At 64.7% G+C, this 20,473-nt stretch carries 18 protein-coding genes, 1 tRNA gene and 1 pseudogene; 14 read left to right on the top strand and 6 right to left on the bottom strand.

All coding sequences use genetic code 11. From position 1 onward, the window contains the following. Nucleotides 1–553: 553 nt before the first annotated feature. The 3 genes and pseudogenes from ASC92_RS28215 to ASC92_RS22700 all read right to left on the bottom strand — a co-directional run. A pseudogene (locus ASC92_RS28215) lies at nt 554–752 on the bottom strand (IS66 family transposase); the annotation flags it as partial. Between the two features lie 335 nt (nt 753–1,087). After that, nucleotides 1,088–2,317, bottom strand: coding sequence for a tyrosine-type recombinase/integrase (locus ASC92_RS22705; RefSeq protein WP_056520285.1), 1,230 nt, complete (start codon nt 2,315–2,317; stop codon nt 1,088–1,090). 174 nt (nt 2,318–2,491) lie between these two features. After that, nucleotides 2,492–2,566: transfer RNA gene (locus ASC92_RS22700), tRNA-Arg, on the bottom strand. Between the two features lie 228 nt (nt 2,567–2,794). On the opposite strand from ASC92_RS22700, the gene ASC92_RS22695 reads away from it, so the two are divergent. From ASC92_RS22695 to ASC92_RS22685, 3 genes are all read left to right on the top strand, one after another. Next, nucleotides 2,795–3,814: a Bug family tripartite tricarboxylate transporter substrate binding protein gene (locus ASC92_RS22695; protein WP_056520283.1), complete on the top strand. Its 1,020-nt coding sequence runs from the start codon at nt 2,795–2,797 to the stop codon at nt 3,812–3,814. A 109-nt stretch (nt 3,815–3,923) separates the two neighbouring features. Continuing rightward, nucleotides 3,924–4,445, top strand: a complete 522-nt coding sequence (locus ASC92_RS22690) for a tripartite tricarboxylate transporter TctB family protein (RefSeq protein ID WP_056520280.1) — start codon at nt 3,924–3,926, stop codon at nt 4,443–4,445. Between the two features lie 24 nt (nt 4,446–4,469). Then, nucleotides 4,470–6,002, top strand: a complete 1,533-nt coding sequence (locus ASC92_RS22685) for a tripartite tricarboxylate transporter permease (RefSeq protein WP_056520278.1) — start codon at nt 4,470–4,472, stop codon at nt 6,000–6,002. A 256-nt stretch (nt 6,003–6,258) separates the two neighbouring features. Here ASC92_RS22685 and ASC92_RS22680 read toward each other — a convergent pair whose 3' ends face one another. Then, nucleotides 6,259–6,867, bottom strand: a complete 609-nt coding sequence (locus tag ASC92_RS22680) for a Crp/Fnr family transcriptional regulator (RefSeq protein WP_056520275.1) — start codon at nt 6,865–6,867, stop codon at nt 6,259–6,261. Between the two features lie 151 nt (nt 6,868–7,018). Between ASC92_RS22680 and oxc the strand changes: the two genes are divergently transcribed. The 11 genes from oxc to ASC92_RS22625 all read left to right on the top strand — a co-directional run bounded on the left by oxc (nt 7,019) and on the right by ASC92_RS22625 (nt 19,082). Further along, nucleotides 7,019–8,824 (top strand): oxalyl-CoA decarboxylase, encoded by a 1,806-nt coding sequence (oxc, locus tag ASC92_RS22675; RefSeq protein WP_056520273.1) that lies wholly within the window; start codon nt 7,019–7,021, stop codon nt 8,822–8,824. A 28-nt stretch (nt 8,825–8,852) separates the two neighbouring features. Beyond that, complete coding sequence (gene frc, locus ASC92_RS22670) at nt 8,853–10,127, top strand: formyl-CoA transferase (RefSeq protein WP_056520271.1); 1,275 nt, start codon at nt 8,853–8,855, stop codon at nt 10,125–10,127. 50 nt (nt 10,128–10,177) lie between these two features. Further along, nucleotides 10,178–10,624, top strand: a complete 447-nt coding sequence (locus tag ASC92_RS22665) for a PAS domain-containing protein (protein WP_056520267.1) — start codon at nt 10,178–10,180, stop codon at nt 10,622–10,624. Then, nucleotides 10,621–11,868, top strand: coding sequence for a formyl-CoA transferase (frc, locus tag ASC92_RS22660; RefSeq protein WP_056520265.1), 1,248 nt, complete (start codon nt 10,621–10,623; stop codon nt 11,866–11,868). Before ASC92_RS22665 ends, frc (ASC92_RS22660) begins: the two co-directional genes overlap by 4 nt. Before the next feature lie 200 nt (nt 11,869–12,068). Then, entirely contained in the window at nt 12,069–12,386 is a 318-nt protein-coding gene (locus ASC92_RS22655; protein ID WP_056520263.1) for a hypothetical protein, read from the top strand. A gap of 35 nt (nt 12,387–12,421) precedes the next feature. Further along, complete coding sequence (gene sucC, locus ASC92_RS22650) at nt 12,422–13,594, top strand: ADP-forming succinate--CoA ligase subunit beta (RefSeq protein ID WP_056520261.1); 1,173 nt, start codon at nt 12,422–12,424, stop codon at nt 13,592–13,594. Nucleotides 13,595–13,888: 294 nt separating this feature from the next. Next, nucleotides 13,889–14,788 (top strand): succinate--CoA ligase subunit alpha, encoded by a 900-nt coding sequence (gene sucD / locus ASC92_RS22645; protein ID WP_056520258.1) that lies wholly within the window; start codon nt 13,889–13,891, stop codon nt 14,786–14,788. A 63-nt stretch (nt 14,789–14,851) separates the two neighbouring features. Further along, nucleotides 14,852–15,628, top strand: a complete 777-nt coding sequence (locus ASC92_RS22640) for a fumarylacetoacetate hydrolase family protein (RefSeq protein WP_056520256.1) — start codon at nt 14,852–14,854, stop codon at nt 15,626–15,628. Nucleotides 15,629–15,680: 52 nt separating this feature from the next. Next, nucleotides 15,681–16,691 (top strand): 2-dehydropantoate 2-reductase, encoded by a 1,011-nt coding sequence (locus tag ASC92_RS22635; RefSeq protein ID WP_056520389.1) that lies wholly within the window; start codon nt 15,681–15,683, stop codon nt 16,689–16,691. Between the two features lie 4 nt (nt 16,692–16,695). Further along, nucleotides 16,696–18,117, top strand: a complete 1,422-nt coding sequence (gene pyk / locus ASC92_RS22630; RefSeq protein WP_056520253.1) for a pyruvate kinase — start codon at nt 16,696–16,698, stop codon at nt 18,115–18,117. A gap of 17 nt (nt 18,118–18,134) precedes the next feature. After that, nucleotides 18,135–19,082 (top strand): LysR family transcriptional regulator, encoded by a 948-nt coding sequence (locus ASC92_RS22625; RefSeq protein WP_056520251.1) that lies wholly within the window; start codon nt 18,135–18,137, stop codon nt 19,080–19,082. Between the two features lie 42 nt (nt 19,083–19,124). Here the strand turns inward: ASC92_RS22625 and ASC92_RS29115 are convergent, their stop codons facing one another. Then, entirely contained in the window at nt 19,125–19,286 is a 162-nt protein-coding gene (locus ASC92_RS29115; protein ID WP_200936020.1) for a hypothetical protein, read from the bottom strand. A gap of 139 nt (nt 19,287–19,425) precedes the next feature. Next, the coding region (locus ASC92_RS22620; protein WP_235505956.1) for a type VI immunity family protein at nt 19,426–20,473 on the bottom strand (1,048 nt) is incomplete at its 5' end.

Here is a 20,473-nt window from a genome sequence, read left to right as displayed (position 1 = left end):
GAGGGCGCAAACGGGCGTCAAGCGGCAGAAACAGACGGTGTCAGACAGGCGCGCCCTTGGCCGGAATTAAGCACGGCAGGGCCTGGGCCTGGGCCACCGTATTCCGGCCTTCCGAACCCGCGACAATAGAGGGTTAGGCTGGCCCGGCTTCACTGGCCGGTATCCATGCCATCTGCGTACATAAACGTGTACCGTCGCCCACCGGCAACCTGCCGTGCGCGGCCAGCCGCTCCAACTCGGCGTCGTCGCGGTCCGGAGCCTGGTCAGGTCGTCCTCGAAGCGGCGCTCCGGTGTCGAGTCAGATCTGGAACGCCGCTCGCAGCCTTCGCTTCCGCCATCCAAGTGGCGAGTTGCATGCCCGTCTTGGCGAGGGGCGCTTTCTCTCTCTTAGTGAGGGTGGCGGACGTCTTGCTCTGGATATGCGGGAGGCGCACGAAGATGTGGACGGCGAACCACGTTGCAACGGCTGCCTGGAATGCCATACCCGCCTCCGTGGCGCGACCACCCGCACGCATCGGTTTCATCTTCGTGGCTGGGGTCGCAGTGGTCATGCTGACATCAGAATCGCCCCTTGCCGGATTCCGGCGTACAGCGCTATCGCCGTCTTCGCCGAGCGGCTGGGCGAGTAGGTGAACAGCCGGATCGGTGGCCCCGTTCCGTCCTTGCCGCAACCATCGGTCATTTGCGCCCAGATAGCTCTTGGCCTGCGCGCCGCGCCCGGGCTCCTTGAGCACTTGCAGTTCGGTCTCATCGACGTCGCGCAGATCGACTGCCACGCCATTGGGCAAGCGCGCCTGCAAACTCACCCCGGCAACTGCTTTGCTGTCCAGATCGGCTGGCGTGGTGGGTGTCGCCAACACCGGCACTGCCACGAACGTAGCTGGCGCAGACGCAGCACTGGCAACAGGCGCACGCCGCCGTCCGTGACCGTGCTCACGTAGCCAGCGTCCAACCTGATTGGCATTCGAGAAGGCGAAGTCTGAGCTTGTGGCGTTGTGCCTTCAGCGGGGTTGCCCCAGACTGCGGCGCACCTGCGCGATGTCGTGCACTCATCTAGCTGGCTTGGCAGGAGCGCGCGGACTTGGCGCTATGTCATCTGGCGCGGCGTCAAGGGAATCACGTCGGCACCAATGCGAAGCTTGTCCAGGTAGTCCGCCCAGCGCTGCATCATTTTCCGGCGCGCGGGAAGATGCGCCGTGCGGTTGTACGCACGACCGTTGGCATCCTTGACTGTGTGGGCGAGCTGGTGCTCGATGAAGTCCACGCGCTCGCCAAGCACCTCATCCATGATCGTCCGCGCGGTTGCCCTGAAGCCGTGGGCCGTGTGGACCTCGGCGCTGTAGCCCATCCCACGCAGAGCGGCATTGATGGTGTTCTCGCTCATGGGGCGTTCACCCGTCCGTATGCTGGGAAACACAAACCGTCCATGCCCTGTGATCGGGTGGAGGTTGCGCAGGATCTCCACCGCTTGGGTCGCCAGCGGCACGACGTGATCGACCTTCATTTTCATCTTCGGGCCGGCGATGCGCCACTCGGCCGCGTCCAGGTCGATCTCAGCCCACTCCGCGGTGCGCAACTCGCCCGGCCGAACAAATAGCAGAGGGGAAAGCTTCAGCGCGGCAACGGTGGTGGGATGGCCGCTATAGGCATGGATCGAGCGCATCAGGTCTCCGACTCGCTTGGGCTCGGTAATGGCGGCGAAGTGCTTGGTCGCTTTCGAGGCCAGAGCTTCGCTCAGATCGGCAGTTACGTCCCTCTCTGCCAGTCCTGACACCACTGCGAAGCGAAACACCTGCCCGCAAAGCTGCTTGACGCGATGGGCGGTATCGATAGCGCCGCGTGCTTCCAGCTTGCGAACCACTCGCTCCAGAATGTCGCGCGGACCGATGGTGGACATGGGCATCTTGCCGATGAAGGGGAACACGTCCTTCTCGAGCCATGTCTTGACCTTGAGCTGCGTTCCACTCGCTCGTTTGGCCGCAGTCTTTCCCAGCCACTCGCGCGCAACCGCCTCGAACGTATTCGCCGCTGCGTCGGCGCGGGCTCTCTTTTCTTCGCGCTTGGCCGCGCTCGGGTCAGTCCCGTCTGCCAGCAGCTCGCGGGCGGCGGCGCGGCGATCCCGAGCTTTGGCCAGTGAGACCTCTGGGTAGGTTCCCAGCGCTAGCGTTTTCCGCTTGCCGGCGAAGGTGTAATCCATTCGCCAGTATTTCCCAGCGGTTTTCACCAACAAGTACATGCCGGCGCCGTCGGCATATTTGTCGCCGATGGCCTTCTCGGTGGGCTTCACCTGCCTAACAAACGTGTCTGTCAGTGCCATCTCCAGTCCTTAACGGTATCTCGTCAGGGGGATTTCCGGGATACCGGAAAAAGTAACGGTATTTCTGTGAGATGGGATGCTACGCGGTGCCTCGTCGCGAGGCAAAGAAAAACCCGCTACGCCTTGGAGCGCGCGGGTTTCTGAGGTGGGGTGAGACGCCGTGATTCGGGTCTTTGGTGCCTTCGACAGGAATCGAACCTGTATCTGAGTCTTAGGAGGACCCCGTTCTATCCATTGAACTACGAAGACGGATGGAGGCGGAGCGAGACGAAAGCCCGCTGCGCGCCGCGATTTTATAGGGTTCCCGATGAAGGGCCCTGCCGGTCCGCCAGCGCGGGCTTACCCCGATACGAAATCTTCGAAAAGTTGACCGCGATCAAGCAGGCGTGAATCGGCGGCGCGCACCATCGTGCCCGTTGCATCTCTGCTCAGATCCAAGAATAAAAAAGAGCGAAACACTACACAGGAGACAACCTGATGAAGAAGTTCGCTTCGCACGTTCTGGGTCGAGCGACAGTCGCTGCCGCAACTGTCCTGGCGCTGGCATCCGCCGCGCCTGCCTTCGCATGGGAACCCACCAAGCCGGTGGAGTTCGTGATTCCCGCCGGCACCGGCGGCGGCGCCGACCAGATGGGGCGCCTGTTGCAGGGCATCGTCATCAAGTACAAGCTGATGAAGGAGCCGCTGATCGTTGTCAACAAGTCGGGCGGCGCGGGCGCCGAGGGCTTCCTGGCGGTGAAGGACGCGAAGGGCGATCCGCACAAGATCGTCATCTCGCTGTCGAACCTGTTCACCACGCCGATGGCCACCGGTGTGCCCTTCAACTGGAAGGACATGACGCCGGTCGCGATGTTGGCGCTCGACCAGTTCGTGCTCTGGACCAACGCGGCCGAGCCCTACAGGAACGCCGGCGAGTACGTCACGGCGGTGAAGGCCGCGGGGCCGAGCAAGTTCAAGATGGCCGGCACCGGCTCGAAGCAGGAAGACCAGATCATCACGGTCGCGCTCGAGAAGGCCACCGGCACCAAGTTCATCTACGTGCCGTTCAAGGGCGGCGGCGAGGTGGCGGTGCAGCTGGTGGGCGGCCATGTGAACTCGACGGTGAACAACCCGATCGAGGCGGTGGCGCAGTGGCGCGCGGGCAAGCTGCGCGCGCTGTGCGTGTTCGACGACGAGCGCATGCCGTTCAAGGCCAAGGTCACCGACACGCAGTCGTGGAACGACATCCCCACCTGCAAGGAAGCGGGCGTGCCGACGAAGTACACGATGCTGCGCGGCATCTTCATGCCGCCCGGCGTGACGCCTGACCAGCTCGCGTTCTACAAGGACCTGCTGACCAAGGTGGCCGCCACGCCCGAGTGGAAGGAGTACATGGAGAAGGGCGCCTTCAACCCGACCTTCATGACCGGCGACGCCTTCGCGAAGTGGCTCACCGAGGCCGAGGCCACGCACCGCACGCTGATGTCCGAGGCGGGCTTCCTCGCCAGCGCCAGGTAGGCCGCGCCAACTGCGCGCTGCCGCCGGATGCCGGCGGCCCGGCGGACCGCGGGCGCGCCGCGTCCGCGTCCCTCCCTTCTCTCTCTCACACAACCACGATGGGGGCTCCATGGAGCACGACGAAACATCCGAGGGCCCGGCGCGTCCGGGCATCTCCACGCACCTGGTCGAAGCAGCGGTGGCATTGCTGCTGCTGGTGATCGGCCTGGTGGTGGTCTTCGAGGCGCGCAAGCTCGGCGCGGGCTGGACCAGCGACGGCCCCGGTGCGGGCTACTTTCCGTTCTTCATCGGCGTGATCATCACAATCTCCGGCGCCGGCATCCTCTACCAGTCGTTGCTCGGCAAGAACCGCAACACCGCGGTCTTTGTCGACTCGGTGCAACTCAAGCGCGTGTTGTCGGTGCTGGTGCCGGCCACGGTCTACGTGTTGGCGATCTCCGTTCTCGGCATCTACGTGGCGTCGGCGGTCTACATCGCGCTGTTCATGGTGGTGCTCGGCAAGTACGCATGGACCAAGAGCGTGCTTGCCGCGCTGGCCGTCAACACGCTGTTCTTCTTCATGTTCGAAGTCTGGTTCAAGGTGCCGCTGTTCAAGGGCGCGCTCGATCCGCTTCGGTTCCTCGGCTACTGAACCCGTTCACGGAGCACAAGCGAAATGGAAGAAATCGGCGCCCTCATGCAGGGCTTCTCGGTGATCCTCACGCCGATGAACATCGGCCTGATGTTCGTCGGCATCATCCTCGGCGTGTTGATCGGCGTGCTGCCCGGGCTGGGCGGCGCCAACGGCGTGGCGATCCTGCTGCCGCTCACCTTCACGATGTCGCCGACCTCGGCGATCATCATGCTGTCGTGCATCTACTGGGGTGCGCTGTTCGGCGGTGCCATCACCTCGATCCTGTTCAACATACCGGGCGAGCCGTGGTCGGTGGCCACCACCTTCGACGGCTATCCGATGGCGCAGAACGGACACGCCGGCGCGGCGCTGACGACAGCCTTCACCTCGTCGTTCGTGGGCGCCTTTCTTGCGGTGGTGATGATCACCTTCCTTGCGCCGCTGGTCGCCAAGTTCGCGCTCAAGTTCGGCTCGCCCGAGTTCTTCGCGGTCTATTTGCTGACCTTCTGCAGCTTCGTCGGCATGGGCAAGGGTTCGCCTTTCAAGATCCTGGCGTCGATGGCGCTGGGCTTCGCGCTCGCGAGCGTGGGCATGGACACCGTCACCGGCCAGCTGCGCCTGACCTTCGGCCAGCCCGAGCTGATGCGCGGATTCGACTTCCTGATTGCGGTGATCGGCCTGTTCGGCATCGGCGAGATCCTGCTGTCGATGGAAGAGGGCCTGAAGTTCTCGGGCAAGAGCGCGAAGCTCGATCCCAAGGTCGTGTGGCAGACCTGGAAGCAGCTGCCCACGTACTGGATGACATCGATCCGCAGTTCGCTGATCGGCATCTGGATGGGCATCACGCCCGGCGGCGCAACGCCGGCCTCGTTCATGAGCTACGGGCTCGCGAAGAAGATGTCGAAGAAGGGCGCCAGGTTCGGCACCGGCGAGGTGGAAGGCGTGGTTGCGCCCGAGACCGCCGCACACGCGGCCGGCACGAGCGCGCTGCTGCCGATGCTGGCGCTCGGCATTCCCGGTTCGCCGACCGCCGCGGTGCTGCTCGGCGGCCTGCTGATCTGGGGCCTGCAGCCCGGGCCGCTGCTGTTCGTCGAGCAGAAGGACTTCGTCTGGGGCCTGATCGCCAGCATGTACCTCGGCAACATCGTCGGCCTGATCGTGGTGCTCAGCACCGTGCCGCTGTTCGCATCGATCCTGCGCATTCCGTTCTCGATCATCGCGCCGGTGATCATCGTGATCTGCGCCATCGGTGCCTACACCGTGCACAACGCGATGCTCGACATCTGGTTCATGCTCGGCTTCGGCGTGGTGGGCTATCTCTTCAAGAAGCTCGACTTTCCATTGGCGCCGCTGGTGCTTGCGCTGGTGCTCGGCGACAAGGCCGAGGACTCGTTCCGCCAGGCCATGCTGGTCTCGCAGGGCGACGTGATGGTGATGTTCTCGAACCCGCTGGTCGGCGGCATCACGACGCTGGCGCTGGTGCTGCTGTTCTGGCCGCTGATCTCGAAGGCGCTGGCTGTGATCAAGAAGCCGAAGAAGCCCGAGGAGTTCGCGGTCGAGCGGCCGGTGGACTGACCAGCAACTTGCCTGTGATCGCATTGACTCCGGTGGTTCGGGGCGCGATCCCGCCGACGCGGTGACCTTTTTCGCGAATGTCCCCCGCTTCGCTCCTCCTTTATTTCGCGAAAAAGGCCCCCGCAGTGCACAGGGCACCGGGTGCTCCCCGCAGCGAAATAAAGGAGGAGCGAAGCGGGGGACATTCGCGGAGGGGAGTACCCGGTGGCCTGGGCACGCGCCCTGAACAAAAGCGCCCCCGAACGCCCAAGGGAAGCTAAATTTTCCCGCGCTTGCGAAGCCGACTAAGGGTTTCCGCCGAGAGATTGAGATACGAAGCCAGCTCCTTGCTGGGAATCCGGTCCTCCAGCTCCGGGTGCTTGCGCATGAACCGATGCACACGCCCGGCAGCGTCCAGAAGATGCAGCGTGATCGTGTGCGCCATGATCTCGCTCATGCCGCGCATCACCAGGAACTCGAACAGTTCCTTCGTCTGTTGATGCTTGTTCAGGAAGGCGATCCATTCCTTCAGCGGCAGGCTCGCGACCCGCGCCTTCGTCACGCACACGATGCCGTAGGGCGTCGGCGTGCCCAGCCGCAGCGCGGCGTAGCTCGTCTCCATGTCGTTCTCGTCGGCGAAGCGCAGGATCATTTCCTTGCCCTCCGGGTTGCTCACCACCCGCTTGAGGATGCCGTCGAGGATGAAGTACTGCTCCATCTCGCGCACCCCCTGGTGCAGCAGGAACTCGCCCTTGTTGCCGTCCACGATCACGAGATGGGCTTCCAGTTCGGCGCGGTCGGCTTCGCTCAGGTCCTTGAGCAGGATGTTCTGCCGGAGCTGGGCACGAATGATGTTCTTCTCCGGATGGTTTTCCAACAACGTCATGGTCACCGTCTTGCTCGATTTCGCTGCCGTCGCCGTTCATCGGGGGCGGCGCCGTTTTCGGGAAAGTTGACCGAGGTCAACGGCCGAAAGCTTGGGCCCGAATCATAGTCGCGGCTCGGGCCTTGGCCATTCACCATGCAGAAGGAGAGACATGTCTTCAGTCAGAACAGAGAAAGAGGCAGCCACCACGCTGGACGATGCCCTCAAGCCCACTGTAGTCCGCGCCCTCAAGGGCGGCACGGCGGAAGACAACGCGCCGGCGGCCGAGACCATCGACGGCTTCCACCTGGTCATCGATGCGCTCAAGCTCAACGACATCGACACCATCTTCGGCCTGCCCGGCATCCCGATCACCGACCTCACGCGCATGGCCCAGGCCGAAGGCCTGCGCGTCATCTCGTTCCGCCACGAGCAGCATGCCGGCAACGCCGCTGCCGCCGCCGGCTTCCTCACGCAGAAGCCCGGCATCTGCCTTACGGTGTCGGCTCCCGGCTTCCTCAACGGCCTGACCGCGCTGGCCAACGCCACCACCAACTGCTTCCCGATGATCCTCATCAGCGGCTCCAGCGAGCGCGAGATCGTCGACCTGCAGCAGGGCGACTACGAGGAAATGGACCAGCTCGCCATCGCCAAGCCGCTGTGCAAGGCGGCCTTCCGCGTGCTGCACGCTGAAGATATCGGCGTGGGCATTGCGCGCGCCATCCGCTCGGCGCTGTCCGGCCGCCCGGGCGGCGTGTACCTCGACCTGCCGGCCAAGCTGTTCGCGCAGACCATGGACGCCGCAGCCGGCAAGAAGTCGCTCATCAAGGTGATCGACCCCGCACCGCGCCAGATCCCCGCGCCCGACGCCGTGAAGCGCGCGCTCGACCTGCTCAAGGGCGCCAAGCGGCCGTTGATCCTGCTCGGCAAGGGCGCTGCCTACGCGCAGGCCGATGCCGACATCCGCGCGCTGGTCGAGAAGACGGGTATTCCCTACCTGCCGATGTCGATGGCCAAGGGCCTGCTGCCCGACACCCATGTGCAATCGGCAGCGGCCGCGCGTTCCTATGTGCTGCAAGAGGCCGACGTCGTGCTGCTGGTCGGCGCGCGCCTCAACTGGCTGCTCTCGCACGGCAAGGGCAAGACCTGGGCGCAGGACAAGGGCGCCAAGAAGTTCATCCAGATCGACATCGCGCCGACCGAGATCGACAGCAACGTGGCCATCGAGGCGCCGGTGATCGGCGACATCGGCTCCTGCGTGGCCGCGCTGCTGGCCGGCATCGATGCCAAGTGGGCCAAGCCCCCGGCCGAGTGGACCGGCGCCATCGCCGAGCGCAAGGACAAGAACCTCTCGAAGATGGCCGTCACGCTGGCTGCCCGGCCCTCGCCGATGAACTTCCAGAGCGCGCTCAGCGTGATCCGCGACCAGGTGAAGGCGCGGCCGGATGCCATCGTCGTCAACGAAGGCGCCAACACGCTGGACTTCGCGCGCAGCATCGTCGACATGTACGAGCCGCGCAAGCGCCTCGACGTTGGCACCTGGGGAATCATGGGCATCGGCATGGGCTTCTCCGTGGCCGCGGCCGTGGTCACGGGCAAGCCGGTGATCGCCATCGAGGGCGACAGCGCCTTCGGCTTCAGCGGCATGGAGGTGGAAACCATCTGCCGCTACAACCTGCCGGTGTGCGTCGTGGTCTTCAACAACAACGGCGTCTACCGCGGCACCGACGTGAACCCCAGCGGCACCGCCGACGTGGCGCCCACCGTGTTCGTGAAGAACGCGCGCTACGACAAGCTGATGGAAGCCTTCGGCGGCGTCGGCGTGCATGCCACCACCGCCGACGAGTTGCAGAAGGCCTTGGCCGAGGCCGTCGCCTCGGGCCGCCCGACCCTGATCAACGCCGTCATCGACGAAACCGCGGGCACGGAAAGCGGGCGCATCACGAGCCTGAACCCCAGCACGGCGAAGAAGAAGTAACTCAATTCCATCCAAGGAGATACCCCAAATGAGCAGCATCAAGCCCCTCAACGGCATCAAGATCATCGACTTCACGCACGTGCAAGCCGGTCCCGCCTGCACGCAGATGCTGGCCTGGTTCGGTGCCGACGTGATCAAGGTCGAGCGCCCGGGTGCCGGCGACGTCACCCGCAGCCAGTTGCGCGACATCCCGAACGTCGACGCCCTGTACTTCACCATGCTCAACAGCAACAAGCGCTCGATCACGCTGGACACGAAGAAGCCCGAGGGCAAGATCGTGCTGGAAAAGCTGATCCGCGAATCCGACGTGCTGGTGGAAAACTTCGGCCCCGGCGCGCTGGACCGCATGGGCTTCACCTGGGAACGCCTCCAGGAGCTGAATCCCAAGATGATCGTCGCGTCGGTCAAGGGCTTCAGCGAAGGCCACCACTACGAGGACCTGAAGGTGTACGAGAACGTGGCGCAGTGCGCCGGCGGCTCCGCCTCCACCACCGGCTGGTGGAAAGGCGAAAACTCCGCCCCCACGATTTCGGCGGCCGCACTGGGCGACTCCAACACCGGCATGCACCTGGCCATCGGCATCCTGACCGCCATCATCGGCCGCCAGCAGACCGGCAAGGGCCAGAAGGTGGCCTGCTCGATGCAGGATGCCGTGCTCAACCTGTGCCGCGTGAAGATGCGCGACCAGCAGCGCCTGGACAGCGTGGGCTACCTCGAGGAATACCCGCAGTACCCGCACGAGATGGAAGCCTTCGCCGACAAGGTGGTGCCTCGCGGCGGCAATGCCGGCGGTGGTGGCCAGCCCGGCTGGATCCTGAAGTGCAAGGGCTGGCAGACCGACCCCAACGCCTACATCTACTTCACGGTGCAGGGCCACGCCTGGGAGCCGATCTGCGAGGCGCTGGGCAAGCCCGAATGGAAGACCGACCCCGACTACATGACGCCCAAGGCGCGCCAGCCGCACATCGACCAGATCTTCGCCACCATCGAGGACTTCATCAAGGACAAGACCAAGTTCGAGGCAGTGGACATCTTCCGCAAGCACGACATTCCTTGCGCCCCGGTGCTGTCGATGAAGGAACTGCTGCACGACGAGTCGCTGCGCAAGAGCGGATCGATCGTCGAGGTTGCGCACAAGGAGCGCGGCAGCTACTGGACCATCGGCAGCCCGATCAAGTTCTCGGACCTCAAGCCCGAAGTCACCGCCTCTCCCTTGCTGGGCGAGCACACCGAGCAGGTGCTGGAGGAACTGGGCTACACCAGGCAGCAGATCGACAACCTGAAAGAATCAAAAGCCGTCTAGTTGGCTCACTAGCGCAAAGGTCTGGATCGAAATGAAGCGCCGGAGTAAACATGCAAGCGAACATTGATTTCAAGCAGCTCGTCGAAGGCGCCGGCGATGCCATCATGGTGTGCGATGCGGTGGGCGCGATCACTTTGTGGAACCGCGCCGCCGAACGCATCTTCGGTTTCACCGAGGCCGAGGCGCTCGGCCAGTCGCTCGACCTGATCATTCCCCAGCGCCAACGCCAGCGGCACTGGGACGGCTATCACAAGACGATGGACACCGGCATCACCAAGTACGGCGCCGACCTGCTGCGCGTGCCGGCGCTGCACAAGGACGGGCACACGCTGTCGATCGCCTTCACGGTGTCGATGCTGTTCTCCGCCGATCGCGAGGTCACGGGCATCGTCGCCATCGTGCGGGATGAATCCATCCGCTTTGCCGAGGAGCGCAAGTTGCGCGCCCGTCTGGTAGAAGTCGAAGCCGCGATGGTCAAAGAAGGAGACAGTCAATGAGCAAGGCACTCGAAGGCGTTCGGATCCTCGACTTCACCCACGTGCAGTCGGGCCCCACCTGCACCCAGCTGCTGGCGTGGTTCGGCGCCGACGTGATCAAGGTCGAGCGTGCAGGCGAAGGCGACGCCACGCGCGGCCAGCTGCGCGACATTCCCGGCGCGGACAGCTTGTACTTCACGATGCTGAACCACAACAAGCGCTCGATCACGTTGGACACCAAGAACCCCAAGGGCAAGGAGGTTCTCGACAGCCTGATCAAGACTTGCGACGTGCTGGTCGAGAACTTCGCGCCCGGCGCGCTCGACCGCATGGGCATCACCTGGGCCCACATCCAGAAGATCAACCCGCGCATGATCGTCGCTTCGGTCAAGGGCTTCGGGCCCGGCAAATACGAGCACTGCAAGGTCTATGAAAACGTGGCCCAGTGCGCCGGCGGCGCGGCCTCGACCACCGGCTTCGAGGACGGCCCGCCACTGGTGACCGGCGCGCAGATCGGCGACAGCGGCACCGGCCTGCACCTGGCGCTCGGCATTCTTGCCGCGCTGTTCCAGCGCAACTCTTCCGGGCGCGGCCAGCAGGTGCTCGCGCCGATGCAGGACGCCGTGCTCAACCTCTGCCGCGTGAAGATGCGCGACCAGCAGCGGCTGGAGCGCACCGGCACCATGCACGAATACCCGCAGTACCCCGACGGCAAGTTCGGCGACGCCGTGCCGCGCGCGGGCAATGCCTCGGGCGGCGGCCAGCCGGGCTCGATCCTCAAGTGCAAGGGCTGGGAGACCGACCCCAACGCCTACATCTACTTCATCACGCAGGCGGCGGTGTGGCCTGCCGTGTGCAAGGTGATCGGCGAAGAAGGCTGGATCGACGACGAGGCCTATGCCACGCCGGCCGCGCGCCTGCTGCACCTGAAGCCGATCTTCGCGCGCATCGAAAAGTGGACCATGACCAAGGACAAGTTCGAGGCCATGGAGATCCTCAACGAGTACGACATTCCCTGCGGGCCGATCCTCTCGATGAAGGAGATCGCAGAGGACGAGTCGCTGCGCAAGACCGGCACCATCGTCGAGGTCGACCACCCGGTGCGCGGCAAGTACCTGACGGTGGGCAACCCCATCAAGATGTCCGACAGCCCGACGGTGGTGACGCGCTCGCCGCTGCTCGGAGAACACACCGAGGAAGTGCTGCGGCAGCTCGGCTACGGCGCGGACGACCTGGCGACCCTGCGGGCCGAACGCGTGATCTGAGGCGCGGCGCAGGCCCGCCATCCTGAGTTGTGAAAGCGCTGCCTGCGGGTGGCGCGGAAAGCCCTTGGGCGCGTGAATTTCGGGCCTCTTATTCATAACTCCTGATGAATGATTTCTATAAATTAGTTTAATTTTTATTTATTCATCTCCGGCCCTACATTTGAATCCGCCGAGCCCGGCATCAATTCAAGGAGAAGGTCATGGAAAACCATTCACCCATTCAATTCTGGCGCGATGAAATCGAGCGCAACGCCTATAACGCAGCATTTTTCGAATTGGGCCTGCGCTGGCACTGGGACGGCGAAACCTACGACCGACTGATGGGTCTGGGCCAGGACGCCAACGAGCGCATCGGCCATTACCTGAAGACCCATCAGCCGCACCTCCTGAGGGCGTACGACGCCGAATTCCTGGCGGTGGTCATCGAGCAGAAGAAGGAAATCCACAGGAAACGGGAAATGGCCTCCTCGAGCTATTTCAATTGGGCTGAAAGCCACGGCGTCGAGCTCGGCGCCTGAAATAAATAAATTCAATCCAGCAGTCGATCCCGGCCATGAACATCCACGAATACCAGGGTAAAGACGTCCTGCGCCAATACGGCGTGGCAACGCCCCGTGGATTCGTCTGCCGCTCGCCCGACGAGGCGGCGGACGCCGCCACCCGGCTCGGTGGCCGGGCCTGGGTGGTCAAGGCGCAGATCCATGCGGGCGGCCGGGGCAAGGGCGGCGGCGTGAAGCCCGCATGGTCCGTCGCCGAAGTGCGGCGGCACGCGGACCAGATGCTCGGCATGACGCTGAAGACCCACCAGACCGGCCCCGAAGGCCGCGTGGTGAAGCAGTTGCTGGTCGAGGAGAGCGTGGAGATCGACAAGGAGCTGTATCTCGGCTTCGTGGTCGACCGCAATTCGCAGCGCGTGGTGCTGATGGCTTCGAGCGAAGGCGGCATTGACATCGAGGAAGTGGCGGCGCGCACGCCCGGGAAGATCCACAAGCTCCCCATCGACCCCGACGCCGGGCTGCGCATCGCCGAGGCCGACGGCATCGCGCGCCGCATCGGCATCGACGAGCGTTCGGTGGTGCAGGCGCGCGTGTTCATGCAGAACCTCTACCAGGCCTTCGATGCGAGCGACGCGTCGAAGGCCGAGATCAATCCGCTGGTGCTGACCCGCGACGGCCGCGTGATCGCGCTCGACGCGAAGTTCGACTTCGACGCCAACGCCCTGTTCCGCCAGCCCAGGATCGCCGCGATGCGCGACCTCGACGAGGAAGACCCGGTGGAGGTCGAAGCCTCGAAGTTCGACCTCTCGTACATCGCGCTCGACGGCGACATCGGCTGCCTCGTCAACGGCGCCGGCCTTGCGATGGCGACGATGGACGCGATCAAGCTCTACGGCGGTTCGCCCGCCAACTTCCTCGACGTCGGCGGCGGCGCGACGGCCGAGAAGGTGACCGAAGCCTTCAAGCTGATGCTGCGCAACCCGAAGCTCAAGGCCGTGCTCGTCAACATCTTCGGCGGCATCATGAAGTGCGACGTCATTGCACACGGCGTGGTCGCCGCGGCGCGCGAAACCGGGCTCACCGTGCCGCTGATCGTGCGCATGAAGGGCACCAACGAGGACCTGGGCCGGACCATCCTCGCGCAATCGGGCCTGTCGATCATCAACACCGACGACATGGCCGAGGCGGCGCAGCGGGCCATCGGGGCGGCTCGGAACTGGGAGCGCTAGCAATGAAACCCCGTTCTTCGGTTCGATGCGGTGTGCGTTGTTCTTCAGGGCGCGATCCCGCCGACGGCGTGCTTCTTTTCTCGAATGTCCCCCGGCCTGCGGCCTTCTCCTTTATTTCGCGAAAAGAAGCCCACCATCGACGTGATCGATCAGAGCAGTCCCTCGTGCGCAGGGCGTCGGGTGACTCACGCAGCGAAATAAAGGAGGAGCGAAGCGGGGGACATTCGCGGAGGGAGTTACCCGACGCCCTGCGCACGCACCCCGAAACAAGAACACAGGCATGGAGCAAATGACATGTCCATCCTGATCAACAAGCACACCCGCGTCATCACGCAGGGCATCACAGGCAAGACCGGCAGCTTCCACACCGCCCAGTGCCTCGAATACGGCAACGGCCGGCACTGCTTCGTCGCAGGCGTGAACCCGCTGAAGGCAGGCGAGTCGCTGGCCGGAATTCCCATCTTCGGCACCGTGAAAGAGGCCAAGGCCCGCACCGGCGCCACCGTATCCGTGATCTACGTGCCACCACCTTTCGCCGCCGCGGCCATCGACGAAGCCGTAGATGCCGAGCTCGACCTCGTCATCTGCATCACCGAAGGCATTCCGATGCGCGACATGATCCGCACACGCCACCGCATGCAGGGCCGCAAGACGCTGCTGCTCGGCCCCAACTGCCCCGGCCTCATCACGCCAGGCGAAATCAAGATCGGCATCATGCCCGGCCACATCCACCAGCGCGGGCGCATCGGCGTGGTCTCGCGATCGGGCACGCTCACCTACGAGGCCGCGAGCCAACTCGCGAGCTTCGGCATCGGGCAGTCGACCGTGGTCGGCATCGGCGGCGATCCGGTCGGCGGGCTGCGGCACATCGACGTGCTGCGGATGTTCAACGACGACCCGCGCACCGACGCCGTGATCATGGTCGGCGAGATCGGCGGCGATGCCGAAGAGCAATGCGCGTACTGGATCCGCGACCACATGCGCAAGCCCGTCGTCGGCTTCATCGCTGGCGCCAGTGCGCCGCCCGGCAAGCGCATGGGCCATGCGGGCGCCATCGTTTCCGGCGGCCGCGGCACCGCGCAGGAAAAGCTCGCGGTCATGAAGGAATGCGGCATCCACGTCACGCGCAATCCGGCGGAGATGGGGAAGCTGCTGGCCTCGCTCGTGATTCCCGACTACCTGCCGTTCGACTGATTGATTGATTGATTGACTGACGGCCGGCCCGAATCCTCATCCATCCAGAAAGCACATAACAACATGCAGCAAGAACAGAAGAAATGGGTCCGCTTCGAACACGCCGGCGGCATCGGCTTCGGCACGCTCGAAGGCGATGCGGTGCACGAGCGCCAGGGCGACATGTTCGGCAGCTCCGAGCCCACGGGCCGCGTGTTCGCGCTGGCCGGGCTGCAACTGCTCACGCCCACCGAGCCGACCAAGGTGATCGCGCTGTGGAACAACTTCCATGCGCTCGGCGCCAAGCTGGGCCTGCCGGTGCCGGCGGAGCCGCTGTATCTGCTGAAGACACCCAACTCCTACCTCGCGCCCGGCGCGCCGATCCGCAAGCCGCTGTGCGACGGCAAGGTGGTGTTCGAGGGCGAACTCGGCATCGTGATCGGCAAGACCGCCACCGCCGTCTCCGAAGCCGATGCGCTCGACCACGTGTTCGGCTACACCTGCGCCAACGACGTGACCGTGGCCGACATCCTGAACCGCGACGCCTCGTTCGCGCAGTGGGTGCGCGCCAAGGGCTTCGACACCTTCTGCCCGATGGGCCCGGTCGTGGCCACCGGCCTCGACGCCGCAACACTCACCGTGACCACGCTGCTCAACGGCGAGGTGCGGCAGAACTATCCGATCAGCGACATGCGCTTCTCGGTGCAGCAACTGGTCAGCCTGATCTCGCAGGACATGACGCTGCACCGCGGCGACGTGATCCTCTGCGGCACCTCGGTCGGCGTCGGCTCCATGAAGCCCGGCAGCCTCGTCGAGATCGAGATCGGCGGCATCGGAAAACTCGGCAACCGCTTCGGCTGACAACGCGCATGCCGAAGCGGCCGCGCAAGAAATTCAACTCTTGGGGATCGACATGAAGATTGCAATCATCGGCGCGGGCGCCATCGGCGGACTGGTCGGCGCGAGGCTCGCGCTGGCCGGCGAGGACGTCACGTTCATCGTGCGCGGCGCCAACCTCGAAGCCATCGGCAGGAACGGCATCAAGCTGGTCTCGGCCGAAGGCGAGGAACAGGTGGCGCGCAACGTCAAGGCCACCGACCGCTACGACGAGGCGGGTCCGCAGGACATCGTCGTGCTCGCCATGAAGGCCCACCAGGTCGAGGCGGTGGCGAACGACGTGCCCAAGCTGTTCGGGCCAGACACGGTGGTCGTGACGATGCAGAACGGCATTCCGTACTGGTACTTCCACCAACATGGCGGTGTGCTGGCAGGCACGCCGGTGCGCAGCGTCGATCCCTCGGGGCTCGTGGCCGCGAAGATCCCTGCAGAGCGCGTGATCGGCTGCGTGGTCTACCCGGCCTCGGAGCTGATCGCGCCCGGCGTGGTGAAGCACATCGAAGGCGACCGCTTCCCGGTCGGCGAGCTCGACGGCTCGGCCAGCGAGCGCGTGAATCGCGTTGCGGCCTGCTTCACCGGCGCCGGCTTCAAGGCGCCCGTGCTCGACAACATCCGCGCCGAGATCTGGCTCAAGCTCTGGGGCAACCTGACCTTCAACCCGATCAGCAGCCTCTCGCACTCGACGCTGGTCGACATCTGCCAGTACCCGCCCTCGCGCGATCTCGCCGCCGCGATGATGCGCGAGGCGCAGGCCGTCGCGCACAAGCTCGGCATCGAGTTCCGCGTGACGCTGGAGAAGCGCATCGCGGGCGCCGAAAAAGTCGGCAAGCACAAGACCTCGATGCTGCAGGACGTCGAAGCAGGGCGTGCACCCGAGATCGATGCATTGGTGGGCGCGGTGGTCGAGCTGGCGCGGCTCACCGAGACATCGACGCCGCACATCGACACGGTCTACAGCCTGGTCAAGCTGCTCGCGCGCACGATGGAAGACCAGCGCGGCCGCGTCAAGCTCCACGAAATGGCATGACGCCATGAGACGCACACGCAGCGCCAAGATCGTCGCCACGCTCGGCCCGGCCACCACCGACGAGCCGGCCATCCGCGCGCTGTTCGAGCGCGGCGTGGACGTGTTCCGGCTCAACTTCAGCCACGGCACGCAGCACGACCATGCGCGGCGGCTGGAGACCATCCGCCGCCTCGAAAAGGAATTCGGCCGGCCCATCGGCATCCTGCTGGACCTGCAGGGGCCGAAGCTGCGGCTGGGCACTTTCGAAGGCGGCCGCGCGCAGCTCGATGCGGGCGCGCGCTTCCGGCTCGACATGGACAGCAAGGCCAGCGGCAGCGCACGCCGCGCGCCGCTGCCGCATCCGGAAATCTTCGCCGCGCTGCAGGACGGCACCGAGCTGCTGCTCGACGACGGCAAGCTGCGGCTGCGCGTGGACAACCATGGCGCCGACTTCGCCGAGACCACGGTGCTGGTCGGCGGGCCGATCTCGGACCGCAAGGGCGTCAACGTGCCCAGCGTGCTGCTGCCGATCTCGCCGCTGACGCCGAAGGACCGCGACGACCTCGACTTCGGCCTGTCGATGGGCGTCGACTGGGTCGCGCTCTCGTTCGTGCAGCGGCCCGAGGATATCGAGGAGGCGCGCGCCATCATCGGCACGCGCGCCTGGATCATGGCCAAGCTCGAGAAGCCCGCGGCCATCGAGCATCTGGACGCCATCGTCGCGTTGTGCGACGGCCTGATGGTGGCGCGCGGCGATCTCGGCGTGGAGCTGCCGCCCGAGCAGGTGCCGGAGCTGCAGCGATTGATCGTGCGCGCCTGCCGCAAGGGCGGCAAGCCGGTGGTGGTGGCGACGCAGATGCTCGAATCGATGATCGCATCGCCGGTGCCCACGCGCGCCGAGGTGTCCGATGTTGCGACCGCCATCTACGACGGCGTCGATGCGGTGATGCTCTCGGCCGAATCGGCCTCGGGCAGGTATCCGCTCGAAGCGGTCGCGATGATGGACCGCATCATCGCGCGCGTCGAAGCCGATCCCTCGTACCGTGCGGGCATCGACGCCACGCACGATGCGGCGCTGTCGACCACGGCCGATGCGGTCTGCGCCTCGCTGCGCCAGGTGGCCGCGCTGCTCGCGCCGGCCGCCACCGTGACGTACACCTCCTCGGGCTTCACCAGCCTGCGCGCTGCGCGCGAGCGCCCGGCCGTGCCCATCCTGAGCCTCACGCCCGACGTTGCCGCGGCACGCCGCATGGCGATGGTCTGGGGCGTGCATGCGGTGCTCGTCGACGACGTGCATTACGTGGCCGAAATGATCGAGTGTGCCTGTCGCACGGCGCGTGCCGAAGGTTTTGCGAAGGCGGGCGACGACGTGGTGGTGGTGGCGGGCCTGCCCTTCGGTCAATCGGGCACGACGAACCTGCTGCACGTCGCGCGAATACCCGGCTGAGCCACCGTTCTCTCCCGATGAAGCACGCGACCCTGCGCCAGTTGAAGGTCTTCGAAGCCGTGGCGCGGCTGCTGAGTTTTTCGCGCGCGGCCGAGGAGCTCCACCTCACGCAGCCCGCCGTCTCCACGCAGGTGCGCAAGCTCGAGGAACATGCGGGCAATGCGCTCTTCGAGCAGTTCGGCAAGAAGATCTACCTGACGCCTGCGGGCACCGAGCTGCTGCAGATCAGCCGCGCGATCATCCAGCAGTTCGAGGCGGCCGAGAACGCGATGATGCAGTTCAAGGGCGTCTCGGGCGGCAAGCTCAACGTGGGCGTGATCAGCGCCGGCGACTACTTCTTTCCGCGCCTGCTGGTCGAGTTCGCGAGCCGCCACCAGGGCGTGACGCTGAACTTCACGGTGCACAACCGTGCGGAGCTTTTGACCCACATCGCCGAGAACCTCACCGACCTCGCGATCATGGTGCGCCCGCCGACCGATCTCGACACCGTCAACCAGCCGTTCGCTCCGCACCCCTATGTGATCGTCGCGGCGCCGGGCCATCCGCTGGTGGGCGCGAAGAGGATTCCGCTGCAGCGCCTGATGCGCGAGCCCTTCGTGGTGCGCGAGAAAGCATCGGACACCTGGCATTCGATGGAAGACGGCTTCGGCGGCGACCTCAGCGGCATCAACATCGCCATGGAGATCCGCAGCACCGAGACCATCAAGCAGGCCGTGATCGCGGGCATGGGCGTTAGCTTCGTGTCGGCCCACACGGTGAGCCAGGAGATGCGAGCCGGCAGCCTCTGCGTGCTCGACGTCGAGGGCTTTCCGCTGATGCTCAACTGGTACGTGGTGCACCGTCGCAGCAAGCGCCTGCCGCCGGTGGCGCAAGCCTTCAAGGACTTCCTGCTGAGCGACGGACCGTCGCTGATCGCGCAGATCGTTCCGTTCGAGAGCCCCAAAGACAAAGAGCGCGGCGAGTAACTCGCGCGCGCTCTTCGGGGAGGATCGCTTCGGTGTGAAAGCTCAACGGCGCACAGCCGTCGAACGCTGCTGCAGCGCGGCGCGTGCGGCCTTGTAGAAGATCACGATGGGCATTGCGGCGATCAGGTCGCGCAGCGCATCGTTGGCGGTGGACGAGGAAGCGGGAGCGCGCAGGGCGCTGGAATTCAGGGTGGTGTGGCTCATTGAGGGCTCCAAAGGATTGAAACTGAAAGACTGAAGGGATTACCCTGAATTTTAGGGTTTACCCTAGACGAGGGCAAACGCCATTTTCGCGTTTCTTGACCTAGGTCAATTTTTCGATGACGGACAGGTTGTCGCGGACTCATCGCTTGGCGGCCTCTTTGTCGCTCATACGTTGCCAATAGGTGCCACCAAAGGTACTGCCCTTGATCACCGGCATGATTTCGCCAGTCTTGAAGTGGCGCAGGCTGTTGGACAGTGCCAGGGTGAACCACCAGCCGTTTGAGCTTGACTGCGGCACCACCTCTGGCGGGGATGGGATCGGTGGCGCACCCGGCAAATCGAAGCGCGCTTGCCAGTGACGAGTCGCCTTCTTGTCTGCATGCGGAATGTCGGGCATGTAGGTGTGCAGCGAATCGGGCATCGGATTGCGCAGCACGCGCAGCACGTCATTGACGAACACATAGGGCTCAGGCAGGCCCTCTTCCGGCGCGCCCAGGCGCGGAAACTGGCCAGCCCGGATCAACACACACTGGCCGATGCGCTCGATACCGATGTCCTCGCGATTCAGCGCTGATCGCACCGCTGCTTCGCCACCCAGGCGATCAACGAACACGTCGCCAAGCAGGGTGTACCAGTTGACGCTCTTGATAAAGCCGTAGCTCTCTATTTTGGCGCTAGGCTTGAGATAGCCATAGTGGGCGCGAAGCTTTTGAAAAGACTCGCCCTCATAGGAACGAGTGACGTATTGCAACCCTTGCGAGAAGGCATAGCTGTCGATCTCCAGTCCGCTGAAGCGTTCCGCCAGCGCGTATTCTTGCGGCATGAAGCGATGGAAGCTGTATGGAAGAACGGGCGAGAGGCCACCGTAGCCGCCACGCACCGGTAGGTTGCGGCATACGAAGCGCAGGAAGTCCTCGTACTGCAACACACCCTCTTCGTCCGTGACCGAGTCCATTGGGACGTTGAACTTGATATAGGACAAGGCCCCCCCATCCTCGCCCTTTGGGAAGATGTATGAACCGCCAGGCCAAGGGGTATCTTCCGGCACCTCGCCGTTGGTCAACGTCTCGATTTCATATTCGGCCGCCGTGTCCTGATCGGTCGCACTGGAGCGCACCGCGCTGACCTCCATGTGAGGTGCGGTCTCGATGATCGCCTTCCTGATGTTCTCCACCCCTTTGGGCGTG

The sequence above is a fragment of the Variovorax sp. Root411 genome, assembly GCF_001425205.1.
Lineage (GTDB): Bacteria > Pseudomonadota > Gammaproteobacteria > Burkholderiales > Burkholderiaceae_C > Variovorax.
This window is presented reverse-complemented; position numbering and strand designations above follow the sequence as displayed.